This is a genomic window from Eggerthella sp. 1_3_56FAA (assembly GCF_000185625.1).
GTDB lineage: Bacteria > Actinomycetota > Coriobacteriia > Coriobacteriales > Eggerthellaceae > Eggerthella > Eggerthella lenta.
The window spans coordinates 387990-400603 of record NZ_GL622579.1 but is presented as its reverse complement, the minus strand read 5'-3'; the positions used below and the strand labels follow the sequence as shown (position 1 = coordinate 400603).

General features: G+C 66.6%; 8 protein-coding genes. 7 read left to right on the top strand and 1 reads right to left on the bottom strand.

The window, feature by feature from the left end:
• The 4 genes from HMPREF1023_RS01665 to HMPREF1023_RS01650 form a co-directional block, all read left to right on the top strand.
• On the top strand, positions 1-678 hold a 678-nt coding region (locus HMPREF1023_RS01665; RefSeq protein ID WP_369707136.1), incomplete at its 5' end, for a hypothetical protein.
• On the top strand, positions 675-1445 hold the full coding sequence (locus tag HMPREF1023_RS01660; RefSeq protein WP_009304397.1) for a hypothetical protein: 771 nt from the start codon (positions 675-677) through the stop codon (positions 1443-1445). The genes HMPREF1023_RS01665 and HMPREF1023_RS01660, both read left to right, overlap by 4 nt.
• 31 nt (positions 1446-1476) lie before the next feature.
• Positions 1477-2349, top strand: a complete 873-nt coding sequence (locus tag HMPREF1023_RS01655; RefSeq protein ID WP_009304396.1) for an ABC transporter ATP-binding protein — start codon at positions 1477-1479, stop codon at positions 2347-2349.
• A 148-nt stretch (positions 2350-2497) separates the two neighbouring features.
• Positions 2498-3700 carry an NADP-dependent isocitrate dehydrogenase gene (locus tag HMPREF1023_RS01650; RefSeq protein ID WP_009304395.1) on the top strand — a complete coding sequence of 401 codons (1203 nt, stop codon included), beginning with the start codon at positions 2498-2500 and terminating at the stop codon, positions 3698-3700.
• A 378-nt stretch (positions 3701-4078) separates the two neighbouring features.
• Here HMPREF1023_RS01650 and HMPREF1023_RS01645 read toward each other — a convergent pair whose 3' ends face one another.
• Positions 4079-5038 (bottom strand): hypothetical protein, encoded by a 960-nt coding sequence (locus tag HMPREF1023_RS01645; RefSeq protein ID WP_009304394.1) that lies wholly within the window; start codon positions 5036-5038, stop codon positions 4079-4081.
• 805 nt (positions 5039-5843) lie between these two features.
• Between HMPREF1023_RS01645 and HMPREF1023_RS01640 the strand changes: the two genes are divergently transcribed.
• The 3 genes from HMPREF1023_RS01640 to HMPREF1023_RS01630 all read left to right on the top strand — a co-directional run bounded on the left by HMPREF1023_RS01640 (position 5844) and on the right by HMPREF1023_RS01630 (position 12555).
• The gene (locus tag HMPREF1023_RS01640; protein WP_009304393.1) at positions 5844-8489 is read left to right on the top strand and encodes a YhgE/Pip domain-containing protein; all 2646 of its coding nucleotides are present in this window, start codon (positions 5844-5846) and stop codon (positions 8487-8489) included.
• Complete coding sequence (locus HMPREF1023_RS01635) at positions 8482-10668, top strand: YhgE/Pip domain-containing protein (protein WP_009304392.1); 2187 nt, start codon at positions 8482-8484, stop codon at positions 10666-10668. The genes HMPREF1023_RS01640 and HMPREF1023_RS01635 overlap by 8 nt, the downstream gene beginning before the upstream one ends.
• A gap of 93 nt (positions 10669-10761) precedes the next feature.
• Positions 10762-12555: an ABC transporter ATP-binding protein gene (locus HMPREF1023_RS01630; protein ID WP_009304391.1), complete on the top strand. Its 1794-nt coding sequence runs from the start codon at positions 10762-10764 to the stop codon at positions 12553-12555.
• Positions 12556-12614 lie beyond the last annotated feature (59 nt).

Sequence of the window (12614 nt, the reverse complement as noted above, 5' to 3'; positions counted from 1 at the left end):
CGCATGGGTGCTTCGGATAGGGCCGCTCGCGGCGGCTCGGCATCAGGCGCATGGTGGGCGCTGTTGGACGCGCAGGCGCGGCGCGTCAGGGTCGTGGGGATCGCGGTGCCGCTCGCGACGGCGGTGCTGATCGCGATCGCGGGTTCGTGCTGGGCGCTGGCGGCGGGACCGGCGTCGGCCGCGCTCGCCATGCTGGGGATCATGCCGCTCTACGCCGCCGCCGCGGGCATGTGCGCCGCGGCCGTGTTCACGGGCGACACGCTCGTGGAGCTGCATGCGTCGACGCCGATGGAGTTCCGCACGGTGCAGACCATGCGCGCGGCCGTGCTGCTGGTCGCGGCGGCTGTCGGAGGCTTCGCGCTGTTCGCGTCGTTGCATCTCGCAGGTGCGATCTACGGCGACGCCGGCTGGGTCGGCGCGCTTTCGCCGGCGGGCGGGGCAGCTCTCATGGTGTTGGTCGCGTATGCGGCGGCGCTTTCCGGGTCGACGCGTGCGACGACGCTCGTCGTGATGCTCGTCTGGCTGTTCTTCGCGTTGATATGGGATCCGAACACGGCGTCGATGCCGGCGCTGCAGCGCGGGTTGCCGTTGCTCGTGCTGCTCGCCGTCGGCGCGTGCGCATGGCATGCCCTGGGCTCGCCCGAGCGCGTGTGGAGGAAGCTGGGAGGTGCGCGATGAGGTTCTTGTCGTTGTCGGTGATCCATGCGCGCATGGCTGCCCGGCAGCGTGCGATATGGGTTGCGTCGCTGCTGCTGGCGCTGCTGTCGATGGGGGTCACGGTGAATACCGGGCTTCCTTTCGAGACGGGAGACGTCGCCGACCTCGTGTTCTTGGCGCAGATGCTGGCCATGCTGCCGCCCGTCGCCTACGCTGCCGCTTTCACCGACCTTGCCGCCGAGCCCGAGCGGCTGGGCATCTCGGAAGTCGAGGCCTCCGCCCCCGTAAGGCCGATGGAGCTGACGGTCGCACGCGTTGCGGGCGCTCTGGCCGTGATGACATCGCCTTCGGCCGCCTTGTTGCTGTTCTGTGCGGCCGGGCAGATGCTGCACGGCAACGTTTGGGCTCCGTTGCAGGCGATAGTCCTGTTCGCCGGGGTGGTGCTTCCCGCTGCCTTTGTTGCTGCGGCGCTGTCGGCGCTGGCGGGCTCGTTACTGCCGAGGATCGTCGCGCGCATCGTCTCCGTCGCCGCATGGCTGGGTACGCTGTTCGCATGTTCGTTCAAGGGCGTTCCGGCTTCCGGCGGCGGCGTGCAGTTCCATATCGCGAGCGACCCGCTCGCGCAGGCGTTCTTCGGATCCCAGCCGTTCCTCGACTATCAGGGGCCGGCTCCCGCCGCTGCGCCTTTCGAAGCGCTGGCCCTGCTCGTGTTCAAGTTCGCCGTTGCGGCGGCGCTTCTGGCCGCGGCCGCGGCCGTCGCCCGCAGGCGCTCGTACCGCCGTCACTGACGAGCCTCCGCTCCGCATAGAAAGGACTCCCATGTTCATCTCCCTCGACCGCCTGGGCAAGGACTTCGACAAGAGGCCCTGCGCCCTCGACGACCTCACGCTCGACCTGCCCTCGGGCATGATCGGGCTCATCGGCCCCAACGGCGCCGGCAAGACCACGCTCATGCGCATCCTGTGTGGCATCGTGAGCCCCACCCGCGGGCACGTGCTGGTTGACGGCCGCGATATCGCCGAGCCGCGCAACCGCCGCGCGCTCAAGAAGACCCTCGGATACCTGCCGCAGGACATCGAGCCCTATCCGAACCTCACGCCGCCGGAGTTCCTCGACTACGTGGGCATCCTCAAGGGTATGGACGACAAGCGCGAGCGCCGCCGCCAGGCCGACGAGCTTATCGAGCGCGTGGGGCTGGCAGATGTTCGCCGCCGGCGCATCGGCGGTTTCTCGGGCGGCATGCGGCGGCGCGTGGGCATCGCGCAGGCGCTCATGGGCGACCCGCGCCTGCTCGTGGTGGACGAGCCCACGGCCGGGCTCGACCCCGAGGAGCGCATGCGATTCCGCACGCTCATCGCCACGCTGGGAGCCGACCGCACGGTGATCCTGTCCACCCATATCCTCGACGACGTGGCGCAGACCTGCCCTTACGTGTGCGTTCTGCGATCGGGCCGACTGCGCTACGACGGCGCAACGGCGGGCCTCATCGACGGCGCGCACGGACGCACGTGGCTCACGCCGCCGCTCATGGCGCCGCCGACGGGCGCGGTCGTGGTGAACGCAGCCACCACGGCGCAGGGCACACGCTACCGCATCGTGAGCGCCGCGCCGCCCGCGGGGTCGCAGCCCGTCGAGCCCACCCTCGAAGACGGCTACATGGCGCTGGCCTCCGACGATCGGGCGAGGGCCTGATGTAGTGCTGCTGCGGCGAAGAGGCCTCCTTTTTGGCGTTGCGCTGGAAATCGCTTTCCCGCGCGTCGTGCGCCCGCTTCGACGGGTATCATGTGCGGGTACGGGAAAACGGGGGAGAGACGGCCCTTTGGACACGGAAAGGTTGACTATGGCGAAAATAGCGATGACCACGCCGCTCGTGGAGATGGACGGCGACGAGATGACGCGCATCATCTGGCAGATGATCAAGGACGAGCTGCTGCTTCCGCATATCGATCTGAAGACCGAGTACTACGACCTGGGCCTGGAGCATCGCAACGCCACCGACGACCAGGTGACCGTCGATTCCGCCGAGGCGACCAAGCGCCTGGGCGTGGCCGTGAAGTGCGCCACCATCACGCCGAACGCCGCGCGCATGGACGAGTACGACCTCAAGAGCATGTGGAAGAGCCCTAACGGCACCATCCGCGCCATGCTGGACGGCACCGTGTTCCGCACGCCCATCACCGTCGCGGGCATCGAGCCGTGCGTGCGCAACTGGGTCAAGCCCATCACCATCGCGCGTCACGCCTACGGCGACGTGTACAAGAACGCGGAGCTGCGCGTTCCCGGTCCCGGCACGGTGGAGCTCGTGTACACCGCCGCAGACGGCTCCGAGACGCGCGAGCTGGTGCAGAAGTTCGACGGCCCCGGCATCGCCCAGGGCATGCACAACCTCGACGCGTCCATCGAGAGCTTCGCCCGCAGCTGCTTCGAGTACGCCCTCGACATCAAGCAGGACATCTGGTTCGCCACGAAGGACACCATCTCGAAAAAGTACGATCACCGCTTCAAGGACATCTTCCAGGATATCTACGACGCCGAGTACGCCGCGCGCTTCGAGGAAGCCGGGATCGAGTACTTCTACACGCTCATCGACGATGCCGTGGCGCGCGTGATGAAGGCCGACGGCGGCTTCATCTGGGCCTGCAAGAACTACGACGGCGACGTGATGAGCGACATGGTGTCGAGCGCCTTCGGCTCGCTTGCCATGATGACGTCGGTGCTGGTGAGCCCTCAGGGCTACTACGAGTACGAGGCCGCGCACGGCACCGTGCAGCGCCACTACTACAAGCACCTCAAGGGCGAGGAGACCTCCACGAACTCGGTGGCCACCATCTTCGCGTGGTCGGGTGCGCTGCGCAAGCGCGGCGAGCTGGACGGCTTGGACGACCTCGTGGCGTTCGCCGACAAGCTGGAGCGCGCCACGCTCGACACCATCGAGGCCGGCGAGATGACGGGCGACCTCGCGCTCATCACCACGCTGCCGAACCCGAAGAAGCTGAGCACCCGCGACTTCATCCTGGCCATCGCGAAACGCTTGGAGGCGTAGGGCGGAAAAGGACGCTTGCGTATCGCACAAGGTCTCTTCCTGCGGCCCCGACGACACGTCGGGGCCGCTTCCGTTTTCGGACGCGACGCCGGTGCAAGGGGGTTCGCCGTGCACGGCGCAGCCGGCGCGCATGTGGGCAGGGTGCATACCCCCGACGGCTCGACAGCGCAAGCTCGATGCCCGATTCTGGTAGGAATCGACGGGATTCCGTGGCGAGAGAGTGCCGGCTGGCTGTCCTGTTCAAGCATGAAACGGTTGACCTGGGAAAACGCGAGCGCGCTCCCATCATTGGGTCTCTGTGCCGGGTTAGGCGCTCCTTCAACGACGGAATCCCGTCGATTCCTGTCGAAACGTTGCGATCCTGCCGCTCGCCTCGCTTCAGCGAAGAAGCTCTGAGCGGAGGGCGAGCTGCCTGTTCGGGTAATCGGGGCAGTTCGGGCGTATTCTCGTCCCTAGGTGCTTCGCAAGAATGCGTGCGAATCGATTGTATTCTTTATAGTTCGTCACATGCCGCCAGGTTGCGGTTACCACCGTGAGGCCGAGGGATTCCAGCGCGTTTCTCCGCGAGGCGTCGTTGGCGATGCGTTCGGCGCCGGTGTGGCACAGAGTGCTGTCATATTCGACGGCCACACCCTGATCGCGCCAAAGGAGATCGCATCGGAACGAGGAGCGATCGGTGGCCCAGCGGTTGCTTGAGCTGATAGGGATGACGGCGTTCATCTCGGGGTTTTCGATGCCGCTTCCTCCACGATGGCAGGGGAGCGTGATCAGCTCGGCCAGCGTCGATTCTCGCGGGGAGGCCGACATGCCCAAGATGTAGGGAAGCGCTGATCGCGCCCGTTTCGCGCCTTTCATGCGTTCGGCCTTGTTCAGATACGAGGCCAATTTAGCCGGCGTAGTGAGAGGCTTTCGGTCTCTGACCCCGTACGGCTTGCTCTCGTCCGGGGCGAAGGTTCCGCATAGCTCGTATCCGAGGTGAACCGTGCGGGGAAAGCTCAACAAGGACGCCATATGGACGAAAGTCAGTTCGGGGCTTGTCGTAAGAAGCGGTTCGTCGCTGCCGGGAATCACGATCTGACGCAGCGATCCGTCGGGCAGGTCTTTTGCTTGGTGGACGACGAGAATGTCCGACGCTTTCCTCTGGCTTCCGTGCGCGAGCAGGTGCACGGGGAAAGACGAAGCGCCGCTCTGTGCAAGCGGATGGGATTGTACCGCCAACGCGTGCGGCGCGCGATCGGGAAGGATCCGGGCTCGGCATGCCATACGCGCCGAGCCCTCGTCGCTGAGGGCGGAGCGCCAGAAATCGAGAGCCGATATGTAAGCGAGCACGATGCGCATGGCGCGAGTGTAACACGGAGTTATACCAGATGATACAACTATTATCGGGCGTGGCAACCGCGTTGGAACGGCACAAGATCCGCATGCGATCCGTGCTGGATCGAGGAGCGACGCGCGTGGAATCGGCATTGGGTCGAGAGGTGACGCACGTGGAAACGGCGTTGGATTCGCATGAAAAACTGGTATCGTTTGCGGGTGCCGAGGAGCCGACGGCCAGGCGCGCGATGGATCATGTCGAAATTGGCAGGAATCGACAGGATTCCGTCGCTGGAGAAGCGCCTGTCCCAATGTGGAGATGACGCGATGAGAGCGTGTCGATGTTTTCCCAGGTCAACGGTTTTCAAGCAAACAAGATTAAACGGCCGAGGCCCCACGCGACGGAATCACGTCGATTCCTGCCAGAATCGGACGTCGGGCTTGCGCAGCCAAGTCATCGAAGCGCACAAGCCTGCGGGCCATGGGGCGTGATGCCTGTGGCTGCGGGTCATGGAGCCAGAGCCCGCTCGGTCATGGGTCGTTGGTCGTACCGCGCACTTGCGAGCCCCATGATTCCAGCGTATCGCGGCTCTAGACGCACCTGTGGGGTTGCCATGCCGGTTGCGCCGCAGACGGGAGGCTCGCCGGTTGCCTGCTCGACATCGCACGCCTTGGCGTTCTTTGTCGAACGCGTCCTCGGCCGCACGTGGCGCGGCGTGCGATTGACGGAAGGGGTTGGATCGTCAATCGGGGCTGACGGAGTGTCAACGGAGGAGGTATCATTGTTCGGGTTGTTTTCGAGCGAGCGATGAGAGGGGTCCGACGGGCAATGGGTAACGTTCTGCGCGTATTCAAGCGCGATGTGCTGCGCCTGCTTAAGGCGCCCTGCGCGCTGGTGGTGGTAATCGCGCTGCTCGTGCTGCCTTCAGTGTATACCTGGTACAACGTGGTCGGCTTCTGGAACCCCTACGACAACACGGGCAACTTGCGCGTGTGCGTGGTGAACGAGGACGCGGGCGCTTCCAGCGAGCTGACCGGCGAGCTGCACGTGGGCGATATGATCGTGGAGGAGCTGCGCGAAAACGAGCAGCTCGACTGGGCGTTCGTCGATCGCGCCACCGCCATGGACGAGCTCGATGCGGGCGCGAGCTACGCTGCGTTCGTCATACCCGAAGACTTCACCGAGCGGCTGCTGTCGCTGACCACCGGCGACTTCGTGCAGCCCGAGCTGGCCTACTACGTGAACGAGAAGACGGGACCCGTGGCGCCGAAGATCACCGACACGGGCGCGAGCACCCTTGACGAGACGATCAACTCCACCTTCGTCTCTACGGTGAGCGATGTGGCCGTGGGCGCGGTCGACCGAGCGTTGGCGGAGTCGAACGACGCGCTGGACGCATCGAAGGCGAGGGCGGCGGTCAAAGTGGCGGGCGCGGTGCAGGCGATATCCGAGGCGCGCGCCACGCTTGACGGGATCGTCGCGGCCACCGACGAAGCTCAGGCCAAGGCAGCCGGCTCCAAAGATTCGCTCGGACGAGCGCGCGAGGACATCGCCGCGGCAGGCGACGCCCTCGCGGCCATCGCGAACCTGACCTCCCAGCTGCAGGGCGAGGCCGCGGAGATTTCCTCGGCGGCGATGCCCGCCGTGAACAAGACGATCCGCACGGTGTCGGAAGCGTCCTCGAAAGCGAACGGCGCCGTCGGCAGCATGACCGCGGCGGCGGGCGAGGCGCAGGCGGGCATCGGCGCGACCATCGCGCAGGGCCGCGACGCCGCCGAGGAGAGCAAGGCGCTGGCCGCCCAGGTGCGCCAGGCGGCTCAGGCGCTGCCCGACGGCGACGCGGCCAAAGAGCCGCTCGTCGCGGTCGCCGATGCGCTCGACCAGCGTGCGGCCGACGCGCAGGCGACGCTCGACGCTCTCGACGCGGCGAACACGCAAGCGGGCGATCTCGCGCGCGCGGTGTCCCAAGCGGGAACGTCCTTCGACGGATCGGTGCAGGGCGCGGCCGATGCCGCGGGGGCGTACGCGGACGGCCTGTTCGGCGATACGGTTCCCACCGTCAACCGAAGCCTCGCGCAGCTGAGCGCTGTTTCGTCTTCGCTCGCGGCCGCCGTGTCGAACCAACGTCTGCTGATCGACCAGACCGAGTTGGCGATCGGCCAGTTGACCTCCACGCTCGTCGCCGCGCGTGAGGCGCTCGGCCAGACCGACGGCATCCTTGCCGATTTGGAGGAAAGCCTGTCCACCGTGCAGACCGACGTGCTGTCGCTCGGCGAATCGGGAGCGCTCGCGAAGGCGTTCGGCGAGGACGGCCTCGACGCGGCCAAAATCGCCGACTTCATGGGCTCGCCCACCGAACTGGTCACCGAGCAGCTGTACGAGCTGAACGCGTACGGTTCGGCCATGGCTCCGCTGTTCATGAACCTCACGTTCTGGATCGGCGCGTTCATGCTGCTGGTCATCATGAAGCAGGAAGTGGACGGTGAAGGCGTGCGCAAGCTCACCGTCACGCAGCGCTACCTGGGGCGCTTCCTGCTGCTGGCCGCGATGGCGGTGCTGCAGGCGGCGATCTGCTGCGCCGGCGTGCTGGCCATCGGGGTGCAGGCGGCGAACGCTCCCGCGCTCTTCTTCGCTGCCATCGTGGCCTCCCTTTCCTATCTCAGCATCATCTACGCGCTGTCGGTTACCCTGCAGCATATCGGCAAGGGTATCTGCATCGTGCTGGTGTTCGCGCAGATCCCCGGCGCGACGGGGCTGTATCCCATCGAGATGACCTCGAGCTTCTTCCAGGCCGTCTACCCGTTCTTCCCCTTCACTTACGGCATCTCCGCCATGCGCGAGGCTATCTTCGGCTTCTACGGATCGCAGTACGTCGACGCCCTGGGGATGCTCGCGCTATTCTTCGCGCTGTTCATGGCGTTCGGCATCCTCGTGCGGCCGCTCATGGCGAACGTCAACCGCATGGTGGCCTGCCAGGTGCGCGAGAGCGGCATCTTCAACGGGGAGGACGTGGAGATCCCCGCGCGCCCCTATCGCGTGTCGCAGCTGTTCAGAGCGTTGTCTGACAAAGAGGAGTATCGTGAGGAGCTGCGGGCGCGCATGGAGCGCTTCGAGCGATGGTACCCGCGTCTCATCCGCGGTGCGCTGGCCTTGGGGCTTTCGGTGCCCGTGGCGCTTGCGGTGGTGTTCTCGCTCACGCCGGCCGAGAAGGTGCAGCTGCTCACGGCGTGGCTGGTTTGGCTCGTCGTGGTGTTCGTGTTCCTCGTGGTGGTGGAGAGCCTGCGCGCGGGGCTCGAACGCCAGATGAGGCTCGAAGGTATGAGCGACGAGGGGCTGTTGGAGCTGGGCGGCGCGCGCGACCGCATGGTGCGCTCGTCCGACGACGAGGCGTCCGGTGATCCGGCGCCCGCCGCGGCCTGCGCCTCCGACGCGCATGAAGCGCAGGATGCGGAAGGGGGCGTCGTCCGTGGGTAACGTGATCCGCATCGTGCGCAGCGACTTCAAGCGGCTGTTCGCGAACGCGATGAGCGTGATCATCGTGATCGGGCTCGTGGTGATGCCGTCGATCTTCGCGTGGTACAACGTCATCGCGTGTTGGAACGTGTTCGACAACACGGGCAACCTGACGGTGGCGGTAGCGAACGTCGACGACGGCTACGAGAGCGATCTCGTGCCTTTGCGCGTGAACATCGGCGAGCGGGTGGTGTCGGCTCTGCGAGCAAATGACCAGATCGACTGGACGTTCACCACCGAGGAGGACGCGGTGGACGGCGCGCGGTCGGGACGCTACTACGCGGCCGTGGTCATCCCCGCGGGGTTCAGCAAGGATATGCTGACGTTCTACTCCGAGGACGTGCAGCACGCCCGTATCGTCTACTACGCCAACGAGAAGAAGAGCGCTATTGCGCCGAAGATCACCGATCAAGGTGCCGATTCGGTATCGTACCAGGTGAACGAGGTGTTCGCCCAGACGTTGTCAGAAGTGGCGCTGGGCATCGCCGAGTCGATGTCCGCCTACGCCGACGAGGCAGACGTGGGCGGGCGCATTGCGGGTGTGTCGGGGAAAGTGCGCGACATGGGAGCGCAAGCCGAACGGATGGCGTCGGTGCTGGAACTGTATTCGTCGCTGGCCGGCGCTGCGCAGACGCTCGCGAGCGACTCGGGCAAGCTGGTAGTCGCAGCGCAAAACGGGGTCGATGGCCTCGACGCCGCATCGTCTCAGGGCTCTACGTCGGCCTCCGACCTGGTGACGGCCGTGAAAGGGTCGGTCGACGACCTTGCGGGCGCACTCGACGGTGCTGCCGCGCGCTTCGACGAGGTGTCTGCCTCCGCAGGGGCGCTGTTCGACGCCGCCTCGACCGGTGCCGCGCAGGGCGCGGCAGGGCTGCGGGGCCAGGCCGAAGCTGTGGACGCGCAGATCGCGCGGTACCGTAGCGCCATAGAGCAGCTCGAGGAGCTGCGAGGCTCGTTGCCTTCCGATGCCCAGCAGGCGCTCGACGCCGTCATCGCGCGCATGAGCGCCGTCGTCTCGCTTATGGAGGGCATGCGCGACAACCTGGGCGCCGCAGCCGAGAGGCTGGAGGCTGGAAACGCCGACGTGGAGGCTCAGCGCGCGGAGGTCGAACGGCTTGCGGCTGAGGCGCGGCAGGCCTCCGACGACCTCGCAGCCTCGTTCGACAGCGGGCTCAAGCCGGGCTTGCAGCAGCTCGCGGACAGCGCGGGCGTGCTTGCGGCTAACATGGGAGACGGCCTGGACGGTCTGCGCTCGTCGGGCGCCGATCTGTCCGCGTCCGCAGGGTCGGCCGCCGACGTGCTGGGCGATGCGCGCGCGAAGGTGGACGAGGCGGCGCAGAAGTTGCGCGAAACGGCGCGCGAGCTGGATACGCTCGCCGACGGCGTGGACGAGGCGCTGGTCGCGGGCGACGCGGACGCGCTGCGCGCGGTGCTGGGCGCCGACGCGCAGCTCTTGTCGAAGGCGCTCGCAGCGCCGGTGGGCATCGAGCGCGAGGCCGTGTTCCCGGCTGAGAACTTCGGTTCGGCCATGGCCCCGCTGTACACGACGCTCGCCCTGTTCATCGGGTCGCTTTTGATCCTCGTGGTGGTGAAGCCGACGGTTTCCGACCGCACCCGCGAGCAGCTGTCCGACCCGCAGCCGCGCCAGCTGTTCATGGGGCGCTTCGGCGTGCTGGCGTTCTTGTCGCTCGCGCAGACCACGGTGATGGGCTTGGGGAACCTGCTGTTCTTGCAGGTGCAGGTTGCCGAGCCCGCGCTGTTCATGCTGTGCTTCTGGATAGCCGGCCTCGTGTTCACGTTCCTGATATACGCGCTGGTGGCGGCGTTCGCGAACCTCGGCAAGGCCGTGGCGGTGCTGCTGTTGATCATCCAGGTGACGGGGTGCGGCGGGTCGTTCCCGCTGCAGCTTTTGCCGCCGTTCGTGCAGGCCCTGAGCCCCTGGCTTCCCGCCACGCACGTGGTGAACGCCATGCGGGCGGCCATGTTCGGCACCTACGGCGCCGACTTCTGGACGGAGATCGGGCTGCTCCTGCTGTTCCTGATCCCCGCGGCGCTCATCGGCCTCGTGCTGCGCAAACCCCTCGCCAAGTTCATGACCTGGTACGTCGAGCAGGTAGAGTCGTCCAAGCTCGTAGGGTAGGGCCTGCGGCTTCCTTGTCAAGGCCCGCGGCACGCCCTCCGGCCTTGCCTTCTTGTGGCATAATCGTGCTGAGAAAAGAGAAAGGAATCCCGCATGGCACGAACCGGTGCTCCGTCGACGACGCGTCGCACGCTCTACTACTTCTGGCTGGTCACCCGTAAGCACATCGGGCTGTTCGCCGCGCTCATGACCGCGACGTTTCTGTTCGTGGCGCTGCTTTCGTACGGCAACCCCTACGTCATGAGCCTCGTGGTGGATCGCGTGAGCGCGGGCTCGGTGGCGCCCGACGAGGTGTTCTCGGTGTTCGGCCCCTACATCGCCGCGCTCATCCTCATCAACGTGGCCGGCCAGGCGGCCAGCAAGGTGCAGGACTACACGATGTACCGGCTGGAGATCGCCGCGTCCTACGACTTGGCCACCATGTCGTTCGACGCGCTGTCGAACCAGTCGATGTCGTTCCACTCAAACCGCTTCGGCGGCACGCTGGTCAGCCAGACGACGAAGTTCATGAGCGCCTACCAGCTGCTGCTGGAAACCATCACGTTCCCGTTTCTGCCGGTCATCTGCTCGGTGGTGTTCACCTGTGCCATCCTCGCGCCGCGCGTGCCGGTGTACGTGGCCATCCTCATGGTGCTGCTGGCGGTGTACGCGGGCGTGTCGTACTACATGTACAAGCGCATCCTGCACCTCAACGAGCAGGCGGCCAGCGCGCAGAACCAGCTGTCGGGCGAGCTGTCCGACTCGGTGGCGAACATCCTGGCGGTGAAGACCTACGGGCGCGAGGACTACGAGCGGGGGCTGTTCGACCAGGCGAACCGCGAGGTGGTGGCGCGCGACTCGAAGCGCATGTGGGCGTCGCTGACGCGCGGCATCGTGACGGCGTGCATCACCATCGCCATCATGAGCGTGGTGGCCGTGTTCATCGCGGGCGGCAACGCGTGGTACGGCATCACGCCCGGCACGCTCGTGGTGATGTTCACCTACACCTACACGGTGACGAACCAGTTCAACTTCATCAACAACGGGCTGCAGCGCTTCAACCGCGCGTTCGGCGACGCGAGCGGCATGACCGTCATCCTCGACGAGCCGCGCCTCGTGGACGACAAGCCCGGCGCGCCGGAGCTCGAGGTGCGCGAGGGCGCCATCGACTTCGAGGGCATCGACTTCTGGTACACCGACGGCGACGCGTGCACGCACGTGTTCGACGACTTCGAGCTGCATATCCCCGCAGGCCAGCGCGTGGGCCTCGTGGGCACGAGCGGGGCGGGGAAGACCACGCTCACGAAGCTTTTGCTGCGCTTGTCCGATATCCAGGAGGGGCGCATCCTCATCGACGGCCAGAACATCGCCGAGACGACGCAGCAGTCGCTGCGCCGCCAGATCGCCTACGTGCCGCAGGAGGCGCTGCTGTTCCATCGCACCATCGCCGAGAACATCGCCTACGGGCGGCCCGACGCCACGATGGAGCAGATCCGCGAAGCGGCGCGCCAGGCGAACGCGCTGGAGTTCATCGAGCGGCTGCCGCAGGGCTTCGACACCGTCACGGGCGAGCGCGGCGTGAAGCTGTCGGGCGGGCAGCGTCAGCGCATCGCCATCGCGCGGGCGCTTCTGGCCGACTGCCCGGTGCTCGTGCTGGACGAGGCCACGAGCGCGCTCGACTCCGAAAGCGAGCAGCTGGTGCAAGACGCGCTGGCAACGCTCATGCGCGGGCGCACGTCCATCGTGGTGGCACACCGCCTGTCCACCGTGGCCAGCCTCGACCGCATCGTGGTGCTCGACGGCGGCAAGGTGGCCGAGGACGGCCCTCACGCCCAGCTCATCGAGCAGGGCGGCGAGTACGCGAACCTCTGGAGCCGCCAGACGGGGGCGTATTTGGAAGAGGAGTGACGCTCGGCGAGGGAGGGGAGTCCTTGCGCGGGAGGCTGTGCTTCGCGCGGTCAACCCTT